This is a genomic window from Niallia sp. M35, from assembly GCF_050971705.1.
In the GTDB taxonomy this organism is placed as follows: Bacteria; Bacillota; Bacilli; order Bacillales; family Cytobacillaceae; genus Niallia; species Niallia circulans_A.
Window position 1 is genome coordinate 76879 of sequence record NZ_JBPCEP010000018.1, and the last position, 17822, is coordinate 94700.

General features: G+C 36.9%; 17 protein-coding genes and 1 riboswitch. Of the genes, 6 read left to right on the forward strand and 11 right to left on the reverse strand.

The window, feature by feature from the left end; translation table 11 throughout:
• Positions 1–81 precede the first annotated feature (81 nt).
• A riboswitch (cyclic di-GMP riboswitch) is annotated at positions 82–167 on the reverse strand.
• A 253-nt stretch (positions 168–420) separates the two neighbouring features.
• Complete coding sequence (locus NiCM35_RS22335) at positions 421–957, forward strand: CueP family metal-binding protein (protein ID WP_123259968.1); 537 nt, start codon at positions 421–423, stop codon at positions 955–957.
• 50 nt (positions 958–1007) lie between these two features.
• Here NiCM35_RS22335 and NiCM35_RS22340 read toward each other — a convergent pair whose 3' ends face one another.
• From NiCM35_RS22340 to NiCM35_RS22350, 3 genes are all read right to left on the reverse strand, one after another.
• Positions 1008–1838, reverse strand: a complete 831-nt coding sequence (locus tag NiCM35_RS22340; RefSeq protein WP_303981426.1) for a GNAT family N-acetyltransferase — start codon at positions 1836–1838, stop codon at positions 1008–1010.
• Positions 1839–1903: 65 nt separating this feature from the next.
• A complete protein-coding gene (locus NiCM35_RS22345) occupies positions 1904–2968 on the reverse strand; it encodes a UvrB/UvrC motif-containing protein (protein ID WP_433780778.1) in 1065 nt (354 codons plus the stop codon).
• 22 nt (positions 2969–2990) lie between these two features.
• Positions 2991–3956 (reverse strand): S66 family peptidase, encoded by a 966-nt coding sequence (locus NiCM35_RS22350; RefSeq protein WP_433780779.1) that lies wholly within the window; start codon positions 3954–3956, stop codon positions 2991–2993.
• Positions 3957–4080: 124 nt separating this feature from the next.
• Here NiCM35_RS22350 and NiCM35_RS22355 point away from each other — a divergent pair, with 124 nt between their 5' ends.
• On the forward strand, positions 4081–4293 hold the full coding sequence (locus NiCM35_RS22355; RefSeq protein WP_123259971.1) for a DUF5316 family protein: 213 nt from the start codon (positions 4081–4083) through the stop codon (positions 4291–4293).
• Positions 4294–4308: 15 nt separating this feature from the next.
• Here the strand turns inward: NiCM35_RS22355 and abc-f are convergent, their stop codons facing one another.
• Positions 4309–5940, reverse strand: coding sequence for a ribosomal protection-like ABC-F family protein (gene abc-f / locus NiCM35_RS22360; protein ID WP_433780780.1), 1632 nt, complete (start codon positions 5938–5940; stop codon positions 4309–4311).
• A gap of 537 nt (positions 5941–6477) precedes the next feature.
• Between abc-f and NiCM35_RS22365 the strand changes: the two genes are divergently transcribed.
• On the forward strand, positions 6478–7872 hold the full coding sequence (locus tag NiCM35_RS22365) for an amino acid ABC transporter substrate-binding protein/permease (RefSeq protein WP_235850288.1): 1395 nt from the start codon (positions 6478–6480) through the stop codon (positions 7870–7872).
• A complete protein-coding gene (locus tag NiCM35_RS22370) occupies positions 7859–8587 on the forward strand; it encodes an amino acid ABC transporter ATP-binding protein (protein ID WP_095330890.1) in 729 nt (242 codons plus the stop codon). Before NiCM35_RS22365 ends, NiCM35_RS22370 begins: the two co-directional genes overlap by 14 nt.
• Before the next feature lie 31 nt (positions 8588–8618).
• On the opposite strand, the gene NiCM35_RS22375 is transcribed toward NiCM35_RS22370, so the two are convergent.
• Positions 8619–8966 (reverse strand): winged helix-turn-helix transcriptional regulator, encoded by a 348-nt coding sequence (locus tag NiCM35_RS22375; RefSeq protein ID WP_047941655.1) that lies wholly within the window; start codon positions 8964–8966, stop codon positions 8619–8621.
• Between the two features lie 172 nt (positions 8967–9138).
• Between NiCM35_RS22375 and NiCM35_RS22380 the strand changes: the two genes are divergently transcribed.
• On the forward strand, positions 9139–9999 hold the full coding sequence (locus NiCM35_RS22380; protein WP_433780781.1) for an SDR family oxidoreductase: 861 nt from the start codon (positions 9139–9141) through the stop codon (positions 9997–9999).
• A gap of 42 nt (positions 10000–10041) precedes the next feature.
• On the opposite strand, the gene NiCM35_RS22385 is transcribed toward NiCM35_RS22380, so the two are convergent.
• Positions 10042–10875: a helix-turn-helix transcriptional regulator gene (locus tag NiCM35_RS22385; RefSeq protein ID WP_095330886.1), complete on the reverse strand. Its 834-nt coding sequence runs from the start codon at positions 10873–10875 to the stop codon at positions 10042–10044.
• Positions 10876–10981: 106 nt separating this feature from the next.
• Between NiCM35_RS22385 and fabF the strand changes: the two genes are divergently transcribed.
• Positions 10982–12214, forward strand: coding sequence for a beta-ketoacyl-ACP synthase II (gene fabF, locus NiCM35_RS22390; protein WP_095330884.1), 1233 nt, complete (start codon positions 10982–10984; stop codon positions 12212–12214).
• Between the two features lie 50 nt (positions 12215–12264).
• Here the strand turns inward: fabF and NiCM35_RS22395 are convergent, their stop codons facing one another.
• The 5 genes from NiCM35_RS22395 to NiCM35_RS22415 form a co-directional block, all read right to left on the reverse strand.
• Positions 12265–13485 (reverse strand): MFS transporter, encoded by a 1221-nt coding sequence (locus NiCM35_RS22395; protein ID WP_433780782.1) that lies wholly within the window; start codon positions 13483–13485, stop codon positions 12265–12267.
• Positions 13482–14075, reverse strand: coding sequence for a hypothetical protein (locus tag NiCM35_RS22400; protein WP_433780783.1), 594 nt, complete (start codon positions 14073–14075; stop codon positions 13482–13484). Before NiCM35_RS22400 ends, NiCM35_RS22395 begins: the two co-directional genes overlap by 4 nt.
• A 74-nt stretch (positions 14076–14149) precedes the next feature.
• Positions 14150–15193, reverse strand: a complete 1044-nt coding sequence (locus NiCM35_RS22405; RefSeq protein ID WP_433780784.1) for an ArsR/SmtB family transcription factor — start codon at positions 15191–15193, stop codon at positions 14150–14152.
• A 126-nt stretch (positions 15194–15319) separates the two neighbouring features.
• Positions 15320–16534: an MFS transporter gene (locus NiCM35_RS22410; RefSeq protein WP_123258929.1), complete on the reverse strand. Its 1215-nt coding sequence runs from the start codon at positions 16532–16534 to the stop codon at positions 15320–15322.
• 243 nt (positions 16535–16777) lie between these two features.
• Positions 16778–17761: a ketoacyl-ACP synthase III gene (locus NiCM35_RS22415; RefSeq protein ID WP_095330874.1), complete on the reverse strand. Its 984-nt coding sequence runs from the start codon at positions 17759–17761 to the stop codon at positions 16778–16780.
• Positions 17762–17822 lie beyond the last annotated feature (61 nt).

Sequence of the window (17822 nt, forward strand, 5' to 3'; positions counted from 1 at the left end):
ACTATCATCGACATATTACAGCTATCCAAATAATAGAAAAAAGCTAATCTTCGACCGATTAGCCCTTCTTTATCAAGATAAATCGGTAACTGGCTGACTTAATCTCCACGATCTTAGTCCCTATAGCTTTGCGTCTTCACCTTTCGATGAATTTGCCTTTATCATTTTATTATATTTAAATAATGAAATACTCTATTTCCTTTTTCTAGTTTCTATTACAAATTTTATAGGAAAATAGACAGATACACAAGAGAAAGAAAGGACTTTTCTCACAATTTTTACCAAACTTCTGAAAAATGAAAAAGAAATCGATTAAATAAAAAAATTCACAAAATCTCCATTTTTCTTTCATGATTTTTTGCTCTTTTTTGTTATCTTTATACATAAGCAGTCAAACTTGAAAGGGAGAATGCGATTAATATGAAAAAAACTAAACTTATCATTCCGATATTTATTACCATACTATTTGCTGTAACGATTCTTTTAATTATTACCCAAAATAACCGCTATGAAAAAATGGACGATAGCGATATCAAACAACTTGTTCAAGATTTTAGTTCCGGGAAGAAGTCAGCAGCTGCCGCTTCCATTACCTCTGATACATTAACGGTGAATACTCTCGACAACGAAGAGCATCTCTATCGCTTGCCCAAGGAGGAATTTTTTGTTTCTGTTGCTCCTTACTTAGTAGATACTCACCCTTGTGCTATCCATAATTTAGCAGGGTGCCGCGGGGAATTGGCAAATAAGGAATTTGCGGTACTTATTGAAGATGACGTGGGGAATGTTTATGTAGATGAACTTATAACTTCTCAGCAAAACGGGTTTATCGATTTATGGCTTCCACGCAATAAAGATTTAAAATTAACCATCTCCTATAATGGCAAAACAGCCAAATCGGATCTCGCTACTTTTAAGGATGATAATACATGTATTACTGCTCTTCCTTTGATATAAGGATAGAAGGTATCTTAATGACTACATTTAGATACCTTCTGTCAAAAGAGTTATTTATATTCATAATACTCCTGAGAATGATAGCTTCGAAATCCACAAGACTCATAAAGTTTAAGCGCTCGAGCATTTTTTGCTTCTACTTCTAAAAAGATAGAAAGGCCTTTTTCCTTTTCCATTTTTACCACTTTGGATAATGCCCTTCTGCCAATTCCTTTTCCGCGAAGCTCTGGAACAACAACGAACCCGTAAATCCATGCTTCTCCATCGGTTTCAGAAACTCTGATTTTCCCCGCTGTTTTTCCATCTACCTCAATAATCATGCGTTTATCACCAGCCTGCTCCGTTATGGTGTTAACGTAATCTCGAGCATCCTCCTCAGCTATACCAAAGCCTAAAACATCAAGCTCTATTTCTATTTCTATTTCTTTATCCTGATCATAATCATATGGTCTTAAAGAAATCGCAGCATCCTCTATTAAATCTTCCTTATGCCATTTCATTTGATGTTCCGAAAAGGCATAGGAACATGGTAGCTTCTCTAGAAATACTTTTGCACTCTGCGATGCAGCAGGAGCATTCAATAATATACTCGTAGCTTCTCTCTGTCTTGCTGTTTCTAAGCCTTCTTCCAGCAAAGCTGTAAAAATCCCGTTCCGGCGAAAATGTGGATGAACCATACCACACAACTCAACTTTTTTGCCAAAATAGTAGCTCCCTAAAAAGCCAGCTAGTTTGCCGTCTACATAATGAAAAAAGTCCTCTTTCTTTTCTCCATTTCGATTTTCGAGCATATCAAAGTTAAGCTTTAACTCAAAACCTTCTTCTTTCTCACAAATATCCTTAAGCTCTCTAATTTCAGCAATTTGTTCTTTTGACAGCATATTGATTTCTCCTCTATTTTAGGATGTCACTGCATTTTTATCTGTATTTCCTGAAAAATTTCTTATTAATGAAAGGGAATGATTTTCCTGAGATTGTTTTCCAAATTACCACATTCTCTATTTCCCTGCCATTCGCCCTCTATGACAACATACTGACAATTGCCGCTGTTTAAATAGTTGTAAATAATATAAGCTTCGTCTATTTCTGCTTTATCTAAAGTGCCAATAAACAGATTCTTTCTTGAAAGATATGTGCAAATCTGCCTCTTCACCACTTGCATATCAAAATGATTTGCTTCATATATTTGCCGGTATAAAATTTGATTTCGTCTAATCAGAAATAGCTTTATCCGGCCATTATCTAAGTACTCGACTGCTAGAAAAAGACGAGTATCTACCATAAAATTTATTACTGTTTCTGTTTGCAGAATCGTCTTTATTTTGGCAATGGTATCTCTTATTTCCGCTGCTTTCTCAAACTCAAAATTACTAGAAGCTTCATTCATTTCAGCGGACATCTCTTCTAGTATTCTAGTATCCTGTTTTTTAAATAAAGAGATAAGACGATGGATAATTTGTTGATACGTTTCTTCAGCTATTGGATTGAAGCAAATCCCTATACACTTTCCGATTGTATAATTGAGACAGGGACTAGTACTGTTTGTCGTATTGGAACAATCTATTTTATAAAATGATTTGATTCCTTTTATCGCATTTTCTACTGTTCTTTTACTAGTGAAAGGACCAAAATAATAATGAATATCTTCCTTCTCCAATTCATTTACAATCTCCAAACGGTAGCTGCCCTTCTGGTATCGGAATATGATGTAGTTGTATGCCTTTGTCGCTTTCATCATCCGATTGTACATGGGCTGGATCTCTTTTATTAACTTACATTCCAGCATTAATGCCTCAAACTCCGTGTCTGTGACAATAAAGTCAAAATCCTTTATATGCTTCACTAATTTTTCTATTTTACCAATCCGATTTTTCGAATGCTGAAAATAAGAAGAAACTCTATTTTTTAATCTTTTGGATTTGCCAACGTAAATGATTTGTCCAGAGGAATCCTTCATCAAATATACCCCTGGAGATGCGGGCAGATTTTTTATCTTTTCTTTAAGCTCCAAGTCTATTCCTCCACTGAACCATTTAAAAAGTAGTCATTTTAATTCCATAGTTCTTTGTATCAATCTCTACTTCTCCCCCAATGGGAAAAGTAAAGAATGGTTGGATATGACCAAAATCCACATCATATAATACAGGGATTTGCTGCAAAAGAGGATGTTTATCTAAAATAAACAAAAGCTGCTCTTCTGTCATTTTCGAAGCTCGCTGAAATCTCCCAATTACTAATGCTTTAATTATTCCTGCTGTCTGCAACAAAGAGGTTAAATCTCTTGCGAATGTTTCTGGAATGGTTAATTCATCATCTTCTACAAATAGAATGCCATCTTTAAGATTAGGCATATATTCTGTTCCCTGCAGTAAATTTAAGGTACATAGATTACCACCAAACAATTGCCCTTTTGCACTTCCCTCTTGGTATACCCTCCAGCCTCCAGGTTCATATTGGCGATTTTCTTGATCCAAATACCACGGATCATCTGTCCACACATCAGAAGGCTCTATGATAAACGCACTAGTTTCCATCACGCATTTCCGGAAATATTCTGTTTGGTATTCCTGTAGCTTTTCCATTTGGAAGCTAGAAAAGTGTGGACCAGAATAGGTAATAAAATCAGCCTTGGTTGTAATCGCAGTTGCTAAAGCGGTTATATCACTATACCCACAAAGCATCTTAGGGTTAGCTTTTATTAAATCAAAATCTAAATAAGGCAACAGCTCATTGCTGTTAAATCCGCCAATGACCGTTAATATTCCTTTTACATTTTGATCCCGAAAAGCATCATGAATATCCTCCACCCGATGCTCAATCGTGGAGGAGAATTGTAAGTCAGATTCAAAAATATGCTTCCCAAACGTCACAACAAAGCCAAGATTCTCTAATCTTTTCTTTGCTTGCTCTATTCCCTCTTCTGATAAAATTGCTGCACTTCGACTAGGGGCAATCACTCTAATTTCATCGCCCCTTTGTAGCTTAGCAGGTATTCTCATGTCTGTTCCTCCTCTTTCTTCTTATTAAAGCATAAATAATCTTATATTTCTGTAACTTTCAAGTTGGATCAAACGTATATTTTAAACAAGAAAATTACTTCTTGTTTAAAAAGGAGGAATATCTATGTTTGTGTTTTTTTTCATCATCGGTATCATCTCGATCTTCATCGCGGTGACAATGATCGGAGCGTGGCCAGATGGCAGGCAGCACAGAAACCACCATATCACAGAAACAAAAGAAGATCGCGCATTAAACATAAAAATATCCATGATAGCCTTTCTAATTGGTGTAGTCTCATTAGCAATAGCTGGAATAATTAATTATTTTACAAATTAAAAGGGGAATAACCCCCTATAGCTCCTTCATTTGCTTCGTTAATTCCAGAAACTTTCTATCTAATTCCGCATATTCCTTATCCTTTGGTGTCATAAAGCTTAATTTTCCTAACACTTCTTGTCTTTCTGTCTCCAGTTTTAGCCGTAATTCTTCTTTATTATCTCTATCCCGTTTTGGAGACTCTGTCCATTGCCTTTGAACCGTTCCATTACCTATGATTAGCTTACTTGACGTTGTTTGCTCTAGGAAATAACGGTCATGGGAAACAATAATAAGTGTTCCATTATACTGGGATAGCGTTTTTTCTAATTGCTCTCGGGAAGGTAAATCAAGATGGTTGGTTGGTTCATCGAGTATGAGCACATCTTTTTCTTCTAAAATATAAGCCATTAATTTGCATTTTACCCGTTCTCCCATGCTCATACTTTTTATTGGTTCCTTCCATTGAGACGCTATAAACCCTAAATGTTTCATCAGTGTTTGTACTTTTCCTCTTTCTTTAAATGTTTCTTTAAAGAATAGCTGTTCTGGTGTTTCCTCTAAAGGAAGATCGAATACTTCCTGTGTTAGATAGCCGATAGTGGCTGTCGGTGAAATCCAGACTTCTCCATTGGCCTTTTCTTTTCCTAAAATAATGTTTAATAAAGTTGTTTTTCCACTTCCGTTAGGTCCCATAATCGCAACCTTTTCCCCATGCTGAATCGTTATATTTACCTTTTCAAACAACATTTTAGAGTCAAATGCTTTGGATAAATCTTTAATTTCCAAAAAGCGTTTCCCCTTCTTTTTATTCGCTTCAATCGAAAAAGCTACCGTATACTCTTCGTCTAAACGTTCCACTTTATTTTTTTCCAGCTCTTTTTCTAAACGTTTTTGCTTTGATTTGACTTGAGCATCCATTCGTTTGGCCTTTGTGCGATAATATTCTTTTGGGAATTCTTGTTTTGTTGATTGGGCATGTGCTTTCTGAGACCAAGAGGTGAGCTCCTTCATTTGTCCTTCCACTTGTTTAATCTTCTTCTGCTGTTTATCATACTCCCGCTGCTGGGTTAATCTCTTTTGCTCGCGTGCCTCCATATAGCTTGTATAATTCCCTTTATGTTCGATAAGCTGTTTATTTTCAAGCGACCAGATTTTCGTCGTAACTTTATCCAAGAAATAGCGGTCATGAGAAACGATAATAATGGTTCCTTTATATGCTGTTATTAGTTCATGAAGCAGTGCCATACTTTGTTCATCTAAGTGGTTGGTTGGTTCGTCTAATAGCAATAAATCAGCATCATGGGCAAAGCCTTTAACAAGACGTGCTTTTAATTTTTCCCCGCCACTCATTACTCGGAAGTCCTTTGTCGGCACCTGCCATTTCTCTAATAGCTTCGATTCCAAAAAAGTGTCTTTCTCTAAGTCATAATTTTCGGTCTCCTGTTCAACCATTTTAACCGATAAGTCTTCCTTTACCCACTTGATATGTCCATCTGTAGGGACAATTTCTTTATTTATTAACTGCAGTAAAGTCGATTTGCCTGCACCATTTTTGCCAATAATCCCAATAACTTCTCCTTGCTGTACACTTGCATTTATATTTGTAAAAATAGTTGTATCGAGCACTTCATATCCGATATTGATTAACTTTAAAAGTTCTTTCATATTATCAATCCCTTTCAGAAGGGAGAAAAAAAATCCTCCCAAATTTTCTCTGGAAGGATTAGCCGTACCTAATTATTTGCTCATTCACACCATACATAACCGATATACAAAAAGCGTGCATATCGACCAATCATTGTGCACATACCATTAGAGATATGCTTGAAAAAGCGATTTATGGAAATGGGCAGACTAATCCTATTTTTTGTTCCATTTGAAATGTATTTCATTCAAATTTTGGAAAAATAAGATTAGTTCTTCATCGTTCACCCATCATCCCTTTCGTTATAAGTAACTGTAGTATAACATACTTGCCCTTAAGGAATCCAGCGTCTTAAAAATAATTGGTAAATTTTCTCTTAATATTCCTATCTGTACAAGATCAAAATTGTTTAGTATTATTTTAATTATGTTTTGTTAGGTAATCTAACATGTTATACCAGAACTTTATAACCTTAAGAAAAACGAAAAGGAGTTGCACGAATGAAAGAAAAGAAAAGGATGTCTAAATTAGTTTTATTCTTCGTAGTTATCTTAACTATGCTGAATATTATTTCTCCTATATCAAAAGCAGAAGCAAAGGAGAAAGTATATCAGATTGCAACAGATATTACATTTGCACCATTTGAATTTCAGGATGTAAATGGCGACTTCGTCGGAATCGATATGGATTTAATGGCTGCTATTGCGAAAGATCAAGGTTTCAAATATGAAATGAAGCCACTTGGATTTAACGCAGCTGTTCAAGCACTTGAATCAAAACAAGTGGATGCTGTTATTGCCGGGATGAGCATAACAGAAGAACGACAAATGAAATTTGATTTCTCGGAACCCTATTTTGATTCTGGTATCATTATGGCCGTCGACAGCGATAATGATAAAGTCTCCTCCTATAAAGACTTGAAAGGTCAAAAGGTTGCTGTTAAAACAGGAACAGAGGGTGCAAGCTTTGCAGAAAGCATCAAAGACAAATATGGTTTTTCCATCGTAACATTCGATGATTCTGCTAATATGTACGAGGAAGTAAGAACTGGAAATTCCGTGGCTGTATTTGATGATTATCCAGTATTAGCATATGGAATCAAGCAAGGAAATGGCTTAAAAAGTGTAACAGATAAAGAAGCAGGAGCCTCTTATGGATTCGCTGTTTCCAAAGGACAAAATACAGAGCTTCTTGAAATGTTCAACACTGGATTAGCCAATCTAAAGGCATCTGGAGAATATCAAGAAATATTAGATAAATACTTAGAAACTGGATCAGATGAAGAAGCTAAGAGTGGCTTTTTTGGTTTATTAAAAGAGAGCTTCCCAAGCTTATTATCTGGTTTAAAAATGACACTTATCTTAACAGTCGTTTCTCTATTAATTGCAACTGTACTAGGAATTATCTTTGGACTATTACGTATTGCAAAAAGTAAAGTTTTACGAACAATTGCTGGTATATACATTGATATTTTCCGAGGAACACCATTAATTGTCCAAGCATTCTTTATTTACTTCGGAATTCCAGCAGCTCTTGACTTCCGAATTACAGCAGTTGCTGCCGGTCTTATTACATTAAGTTTAAACGCTGGTGCTTATATGGCTGAAATTGTTCGCGGAGGAATTCAATCCGTTGATAAAGGGCAGATGGAGGCTGCGCGCAGTTTAGGACTTCCTTATGGAAAAGCAATGAGAAAGGTAGTGCTTCCACAGGCTATCCAATTAATGATTCCAGCATTTATTAACCAATTTGTTATTACACTAAAAGATACGTCTATTCTTTCCATTATCGGTATTAACGAATTGACACAAAGCGGAAAAATTATTATTGCAAGAAACTTAGAATCATTCCAAATGTGGCTGATCGTCGGAATTATGTACTTTATCGTCATTATGATTCTAACAAAAGTATCAAATCGATTAGAAAGAAGGATTAAAAATGGCCAAGCTTAATGTGACGAATCTGAAAAAATCATATGGTAATCTTGAAGTTTTAAAATCGATTGATTTACAGGTAACAGAGGGCGAAGTTGTTTGTTTAATCGGTCCTTCTGGCTCCGGAAAAAGTACCCTTCTTCGCTGTTTAAATATGTTAGAAGAAGTTACAAGTGGCGAAGTTGTTGTAAATGACTTTAAATTAACGGATAAAAAAAATGATATTAACAAAATCAGAGAAAATATCGGAATGGTGTTTCAGCATTTCAATCTTTTCCCACATCTAACGGTTTTGGAAAATATCACCCTTGCTCCAGTTGATTTGAAAAAAGCAACGCCACAGCAAGCAAAGGAAAAAGCCTTACAACTATTAGACCGTGTCGGCTTAAAGGATAAAGCTAATGAAAATCCTTCTAAATTGTCTGGCGGTCAAAAGCAAAGGGTTGCCATTGCACGCGCCCTTGCGATGAACCCTGATATTATGCTGTTCGATGAGCCAACAAGTGCACTTGATCCTGAAATGGTCGGAGAAGTATTAAACGTTATTAAGCAATTAGCTCAAGAAGGAATGACGATGGTAATTGTTACACATGAGATGGGCTTCGCTAGAGAAGTAGCAGACCGCGTAATCTTCATGGATAATGGCTATATCGTGGAAGAGGGCACACCACAAGAGATTTTTGGAAACCCACAAAATGAGCGTACAAAAGATTTCTTGAATAAAGTATTGTAAAGCTAATGGGGACAATTATTTGTCCCCATTTTTATTCCTTAAAATGCTTTTTCCCCCACTCTCCCATTAAATCAAGAATAGGAATAAAGCTAACTCCCTTTTCTGTTAAGGAATATTCCACTTTGGGAGGCACTTCTTTATAAACTTCTCTGTGCACCATTTGATCTGCTTCTAATTCTCTTAACTGCCTTGTTAAAATCCCTTTTGATATGCCAGGCAATAGTCTTTGCAATTCATTAAACCGTTTTGTCCCCTGACTTAAATGCCATAAGATAATAATCTTCCATCTTCCCGCCGTTAAATTTTGTGTATAAGTTACAGGACAAAAACCCTCCTCATCGATTGAGACAGATTCATTTTGAACAAAAAAACGTGCCATTTTCTCTCTCCTTCCAATGGTACTATTTATGTGACTATGTTATAAAAAAATAACTACTTTCATTTTTTTTACTATGAATATACTATATACCTATATTGGATATCCAACAACACATCTTGTTAAAGTCGTTGGGTTATAATGAAAGAAAAACATTAATTGGAGGGAATTTCAAATGAAACTATTAGTAACAGGCGCTACTGGTAAACTTGGATCTAAAATCGTAAATGTTTTATTAGCAAAAGTACCTGCTGATCAGCTTGCTGTCAGTGTACGCAATCCAGAAAAAGCAGAGGATTTACGCGCAAAAGGCGTAGATGTTCGCCATGGAGATTTCGATCAGCCAGAAACTTTAGCAGCAGCCTTCAAAGGAATCGATCGCCTATTAATTATTTCAGCAGATGGAGATACAGAAACTAGAATTCGCCAACACAATAATGCTGTCAATGCTGCTAAAAACGCTGGTGTTTCCTTTATCGCATATACAAGTATTGCGAATGCACAGAAAAGCACTAACTTCCTTGCTGAAGTTCATAAAGCAACAGAGATTGCTATTCAAAAAACAGGTATCCCTTATTCCTTCTTACGTAATAACTGGTACCTAGAGAATGAGCTTTCTACTATTCAAGGAGTTCAAGGTGGAGCACCGTGGGTTACCTCTGCTGGCAGCGGAAAGGTCGGCTGGGCTCTACAGCAGGACTATGCAGAAGCTGCAGCAGAAGTGCTAGCCGGTGAAGGACATGAAAATACGATTTATGAACTTTCTGGCAAACCTTTATCACAAGAAGAGATCGCTGCTGCTGTTAGCCAGGTGATTGGAAAAGAAGTACCTGTCCAACATGTAGATGACAGTAAATATGCAGAAATAATGACACAAGCTGGCATACCAGATTTTGTTGTTCCTATGCTTGTAGCAATTCAAAAGGATATTCGCGAAGGTACTTTAGACATTGAAAGCAATGATTTTGAAAAATTGCTGGGCCGTTCGGAAACACCTGTAGTGGATGGAGTTAGAAAGCTTATTTCTAATTCTTAATAAACAGGAAAGGGGACACAAAAATCGACTGTGTCCCTTCTTTCATTTCATCAAATGCTTAATCTTCTCCTCCGTCCCTGTTCCATCAACAGGCGTATAAATACTACATCTTAAATCATTTGCGCCATGAACTTGTAAGGAGGTTAAATTATAAATCATTTTTCCTGCCTTGGAATGGCGAAATTCAATTAATACCTCAGGAGCAGAACTTACTTCACTTTCATTCCACATCCTATTAAAGTCTGGATAGTTCTTTTTCATGTCTTCGATAAATTCTTGATACCACTCATCGGCCATATATTGTCCTAAATAAGTGCGAAAGATGGAAATAAATCCTTTTACAAAGTCCTCCCAATTGACTGCCAATGCTCTTAGTTCTTTTCTGGAAAAAAGCAATTCGATGAGATTTCTTTTTTCCGATGGGATTTTTTCAAAGTCTAGGAATACTTGCTTGGCGGCTTCATTCCAGCCGACGATAAAAGAACGGCGATCCGTTATAATAGTTGGACAGTAGCGAAGTTCCTTTAAAATTCTTTCTAAGGCTGGAGTCATCATGTCTTCTTCCGCCTCTTTAGGAAAAAAAGAATTTCCCTCCTCAAACGCTAATCCATATACATATTTTCGCTCATCCGAATTTAATTGCAGCGCATCTGCTACTGCTTCGAGAACAGAGATAGACACTTTAATATCTCTACCTTGCTCTAGCCAGGTATACCAGGTAGTGCTTACTCCAGCTAATTGTGCCACTTCCTCACGGCGGAGTCCTGCTGTTCTTCTTCTCGTTCCAGCTGGGAGTCCAACCATTTGCGGCTGTATCTTAGAGCGCTTTGTTTTCAAAAATTCCGAGAGTGCTTCTAGCCTTATATCTCTATTCATATCCATTCTCCTTTTTAAGCTAGTACTATTTATACTAGTATAAACTACAACTTGTAATAGGATAAGAAAAGGATACAATAAAGAAAAAAGGAATGGGGGAAAAATCGTGAAAAGAGTTGTTGTCACTGGAATGGGAATTATTTCACCGTTAGGAAATAACGTGGATGAATATTGGCAGAACCTCTTAAAGGGTGAATCGGGAATCCTTTCTATCGACCATTTAGATGTATCTAATTCCAAAACAAGAATAGCTGGAGTAGTAACTGACTTTCATCCAGATGAAAGATGGGGAGCAAAAGAAGCAAAAAAATTGGACCGATTTAGCCAGTTTGCGTTAGCTGCTGCAGAAGAAGCCTTAACAAATTCACAGTTAGACTTAGATTCAATAGATAAAGAGCGAATGGGTGTTTATGTAGGATCAGGAATCGGCGGTTTGACCACCCTTATCGATAATGTAAATACATTGAATCAAAGAGGTCCTAATCGAGTCAGTCCTAACTTAGTACCGATGATGATTTCCAATGCAGCTGCAGCGCAAATTAGTATTAAATTCGGAGCTCAAGGTCCTTCCCTCTCTCCGGTAACAGCTTGTTCCATTGGAAATACATCGATTGGGGAAGCCTTTCATACGATTCGAAATGGTGATGCAGATGTGATGGTTGCGGGCGGAGCGGAGGCTGCAATTACGAATCTTTCCTTAGCAAGCTTCGGGAATGCCAGAGCATTATCGACAAGAAATGACGAACCTGCTTCAGCAAGTAGACCTTTTGATAAAAATCGAGATGGATTCGTGATGAGTGAAGGGGCAGCTATTTTAGTAGTGGAAGACTTGGAACATGCTATAAAGCGTAATGCTCCCATTTTAGCTGAAATCATTGGATATGGTGCAAGCTCAGATGCCCATCATATGGTGGCTACCCATCCAGAAGGAAGAGGAGCATATCTTGCTATGAAGCGGGCATTAACTAAAGCAAATATTTCTCCTTCTGATGTAGATGTGATTAGCGCCCATGCAACCAGTACGCCTGTCGGCGATCTCTCGGAAACATTAGCGATTAAGAAATTATTTGAAGAAGACGCCTATAAAATTCCTGTAACGGCGAATAAGTCCATGCTTGGTCATATGCTTGGTGCTGCTGGTGGAGCGGAAGCAATTGCTTTAATACAGAGCTTGAGAGAAGGGATTATCCCGCCAACTACTAATTTGGAAACTCCAGACCCAGACTGTGATTTAGACTATGTTCCAGAGGGAGCAAGAAAAGCCGACATATCCATTGGTCTCTCTAATTCCTTTGGCTTTGGCGGTCATAACTCAGCAATTTTGTTAAAGAAATATTAATAGAAAAGACTAGGAAAAAGGAACTCCATTTCCTAGTCTTTCTTAATTAATTAAGCAGCCAGCTTGTTTTTATTGATGCTTTCTTTATCCAAAAAGGCAAAGTAAGGAATCAATAGCCCCACTAAAGATACAGTAGTAATTGTTGCTCCAATTAAAATGTATAAAGGCCGGATTCCCCATAATTCACTTAATGCTCCGCCTACTAGTACACCAAGCGGCATCATCGCTCGAATGATAAAGGATCGGACCGAGATAATTTTGCCCATTAAATGATTGGGAACGGTTTGCTGACAAAGTGTAATATTATGTATGCTGAAAAATGCCATAGTGATGCCAGCAACTATTTCCGTTGCGATGGCTGAAATGAGTGAGCTTGTTATTCCTAAATTAATGTATGTCACTCCCCCTATTAATAGTGCTCCTAGCATCAAGCGTCTCCGTGATTGGAATTTGATTTTACCAACAAGTAAGGTTCCAAACATATATCCTAAAGGAAAACCCGCCATAAAATAACCATACATGGCATTATTTCCATTTAGCACTGTTTTAATATAGGGAATATTAATCACCATTGTGACCCCTACCCCAAATTGAACAAATGCTAAAAAAATCCCTAACCACACAATCGTTTTTTGTTGAAAGAAGTAGCGAACCCCCTCCATAAATTCCACTGCCCACGTTTTTCTTTCTACTTTCTCTTCTCTTACTTCCATAATACCTAGCAAAAGACATCCACTAAGCATCAGCGCCGTACAAATAAACAATAAAGTACTGCCAATTCCGATATATTCAATGACAATCCCTGCAAAAACTGGCGCTGTGAACGTCATTAATCTGGCCATTCCTTCTACATAGGCATTAGCACTACTTAATTGCTCTTTGGAAACAAGATTAGGCAGTATGGCTTGATTAGCAGGAGAATAAATCGGAGTTATTAATCCAATGATGATTTGAACAATATAAACATGCCACGGTACTAAGGTGTCTGATACAAACCCAATGAGAGGAAAAAGAAATATTATGCCTCTACTCCAGAGAGCAAAAATCATCATCCATTTTCTACTCCAACGATCAAGGTATGGACCAATAAAAAGCTGAAGGATGAGAGAAGGCAGAAAATATAATAGCCACATACTGCCTAAAGCCCAAGTTGAACCAGTAATTTCATAGATTAATAACGAGTTGCAAAAGGTCCCAAAGGCTCCCGCTAACTCCGATATCCCATTTCCAATCCACATAAACGTGAATGATTTATTGCGAAAAATATTCAAATGAACACCACTTTCTTTGGTTTGGTCGGTTGATTGGTGATTTGGCATCTTATCTTAGATGCTTTGGCCGATTTTCCTCCACTTTGGCTGATATTTTCCTTGTTTGGCCGATTTCCCTCCACTTTGGCTGATATTTTCCTAGTTTGGCTGATTCCCTCCTCCCTTTGGCTGATATTTTCCCAGTTTGGCTGATTCCCTTCTCCCTTTGGCTGATATTTCTCCAGTTTGGCTGATTCCCTCCCCGCTTTGGCTGATATTTCTCCAGTTTGGCTGATTTCCCCCTCCCTTTGGCTGATATTTCTCCAGTTTGGCTGATTCTCTCCTCCCTTTGGCTGATATTTTCCCAGTTTGGCTGATTTCCCCCTCCCTTTGGCTGATATTTTCCCAGTTTGGCTGATTCCCTCCTCCCTTTGGCTGATATTTCTCCAGTTTGGCTGATTCTCTCCCCGCTTTGGCTGATATTTCTCCAGTTTGGCTGATATACCCTCTAGTTTGGCTGATTTTCCCCTCCCTTTGGCTGATTCTCTCCTCCCTTTGGCTGATATTTTCCTTGTTTGGCTGATTCCCTTCTCCTTTTGGCTGATATACACCTCTTTAAGCTGATTCTCCTCCCTAATCTAGATTAGATATCCCTCCTTTCACTCTTTAATCTCCTTCAAATCGTTTATTGCTGAATATATTGTTCTAATTCTTTTGCCAGCGAGGTAATTGCACTACTTTTTAATACATATTTTCCATCTTCTATTCCTACTAGCTGTGCTGATCTCAATATTTTTAAATGATGATGGATCGTGGATTTTCCCATTTCTAATTTTTCTGTTATGTCTTGGAGTGTTCGACTTTGTTCAAATAATAGTTTTACCATTCTTAGTCGAACTTCATCGCCCAATGCCTTGTGCTTTAAAACTAAAAAGTTACTTGGCATATATTTATCGTTCGGCGAAATACTTTCATTGGAAACCGGGTAGTAATAGACTGTTGTTCCTTCTATATCTGCTTTAATATTCCACGGACGATAGATGTATTGAGGAATGAGTAATACCTTATGAACACTCGGCTCGGGTGTATATCGTATTCCTCCTGTGGCCCATTCTACAAATTCTTCTGGATCCATTTTCTGTCTCATTTTTTCTTTTATGGAGATATCTGTTTGTAAAATGGATGTGAGTTTTTCTCTATCTGGTTCTATAACTGCTTCATACCATTCACTCATCACAGTGATAAGATGCTGTTTTAATTGCTGAGAATCAACTTGGCAGATAAAAGAAATATAGGTTGGAAAAAAAGGATTATCTTTTGTAGCTTCTTTTAACTTTTCTATCGCTTCTCTGTTACCATCAGCTGCATGCTCCCTAATAGGTTGATAGCTTTCACTTAAAAACGGAATGCATTGATAGATTAATTGTCTCTCCGTTAGTTTATTTATATATTCCGTAAATACGTCAAGACTCAAAAAATCCTGTTGATGCAGTAATTGTAGCAATGCTTTCCATGTATTATTCGCTTCTACGTAGTCTAGTTGTGCTTGTAAATTCTGAGAAAGGTTTGTTCGAACATTTTCCCAATAACTCTTCGGCTGATCTAATGAATCTAGTAAACGTTCATTGGTAATCGCAGCAATCCCCAAAGCACATTCCCATAATAAAGAATATTTCATTTCAACTTGATATGTTTCTTGTTTCCGACCTGTTGTGCTAAATACTTTCATTCGAAAAGCACCTCCATCTATTTTCTTTTATTCTAAATTATCCGAATTATAAATTCAATATTTTTAGAATCAACCATTCAAAAAACTCGACCTATTGGTTAAGGTCGAGTTTCCAGTAAATGACTTTTATTCTTTTTCTAAATGGCTTTGAATACGAAATAAAGATTTATTTTTATATATAATCATACTGACCAATGCAAGGAGAACACCTGAGAAAAGGAAGACTATCCTTACCCCTAATAAATCTGCCAGTAACCCCATCAATAAGGAGCCTATCCCGAAAATTCCTGTACCAATTGCTCCAAGAGAAGTATACACGGTTGATAGCTGCTCTTTGGGGACGCTTGTTTGAATAACAGTTTGCTGTGGTATATTTTTTATTTGTGTAACAATACCAACACCGAATGATAGAACTAATGCAAGCATAGGAATACTGTTTAAACTAAATAAAATCGTTAGCAGAAAGCTTATAAAAGATCCCGCAACTAAAAACACGCCTAATTTTCTTTCCACAAAAGAAGAATAGTTCATGCAATAGAGACTTCCCAAAATTAATCCTAAAAAGAATGTTCCATTCATAAAGCCCCACCACTGTTGGTCCACCTTTAACGCATCCTGAATAAACACATATAAAACAGCTGCAATCCATACCGTTGCAGCGAGACTTTCTAAACATTCCACTAAAGCCATTTTTCTTAACACCGGTGTATGAAATAGTGTTTTCCAGCCCGCTTTTATTTGTTCTAGTTTACCCGCTGACTCTATTGTTTTCCCATCTACATTTTCTAAAAGGCATAATAAACAACTCGAGATAAAAAATAAACAGCCAACAAACCAAATAAGATTTTGCGGACTTAAAAAAAGAAGAAACATGCTTCCTACAAACCACATTCCGGCCTGAATCAGCTGTGTCACTGTTTCTACCATCCCGTTTGCTTTCATTAATTTTTCCGGTCTAACATAGTATGGAATTAAAGTTCTTGTGATTGGATTGGCACAGCCATCAAGAAATGCAATAAGCCCTATAACTATAAAAATGATAAAATAATTCGCTTCTGTTATTCCTGGCAAGATAAACCCCAATAGTAAGAGTAATCCGGTCTTCCCTATTTGGGATCCTGCCAATAACCGATTCAATCGAATTTTCCTCACGAAAAGTGGTGTTAAAACACTTGAGACAAACATACTAGTTGTAATCGTAAACGGCACAAATGATGCCGCTGTTGCTGATCCCTTTACGGTATAGATCAAATTAATAATACTCACCATATAGAGGACATCCCCTATATTGGCAAAAGACTGCCCATTCAATAATAATGTAAAGTTCTTATTTAATTTCATGCTTTATCCCCCGCTAATTAAAAAATAATTAAGTTATTCATTCATTAACGGAGATTATTAAATTGGACAGTTCATTCTGATACATACTCCTTCTAAGTAGATAAGCCAAGGGGATAAGGCGTATTCTAAAATTTTGTTACATCCATCTTATCATAAAGGTATAACTCTTGCTTTTGTTTTTAAAGTAATTAAGCTTTTTGATTAATCAAACGTTTGATTCTAATAATCCACCGTTTCTTGTTATTAAATCGTCCATTTAATTAATAATCCAGCATGTGCTAGACCACCGCCGAAGCCATATAGTAATACATGATCCCCTTGTTTTAATTTCCCTTCTTTCACTCCGATATCCAATGACAATGGGATCGTACCAGAAGAGGTATTTCCGTAGTTAACTAAACTATATAAAGTTTGTTCGATTGGAAAATTACTTTTCTCGCAAATTGATTCTAGCATTCTTAAATTCGCACTATGGGGGACAAACCAATCTATCTCATTTAAAGTCCTATTTCCTCTTTCAGCAACAATTTTCATCCCATTAGTAACTGTTTTAACAGCCCATTTATAGACTTCTCTACCATTTTGAACAATACAGCCATTTCCCTGTAAGTCAACACCATTCATTTGAGTAGCTAGACTGGTGCAATATAAATGCTGTCCCCCTTCTCCTTCTGATCCGATATGAGAAGAAAGAAAGCTTGGTTTTGTTTCATCATACTCTACCATTACTGCCCCTGCTCCATCTCCAAAAAGAATACATGTTGTACGATCAGTGAAGTCTGTAATTTTAGATAATGTTTCCGCCCCTACAACCAAAACTTTTTTATTTAGTCCTGATGTAACCAGTCCATTTGCTACATATAATCCATAAGTAAATCCTGCACAGGCTGCATTTAAATCCATTGCTCCTGTATTCTTTATTCCTAGTTTAGCCTGCAGGCTGGAAGCCACACTCGGTGTTTTATATTCAGGAGTCATCGTACAAACAATGATTAAATCAACATCATCAACTGTTTTATCGTATCGTTCCATTAAATCAAGGACTGCTTTATAGCTAAGATCGCTTGTAAATTCCTGCTCATCCGCAATTCTTCTTTCCTTAATACCTGTTCGCTTTACAATCCACTCATCATTTGTTTCCACCATTTTTTCTAAATCATTATTTGTTAAAATACGTTCGGGAACGTATGAACCAATCGCTGTAATACGTGCTTTGGAAGTTGACATTCACATCACCTCATTATTCATTTACTTTTATTTTAACACCAATTACTATTACCTGGTACTA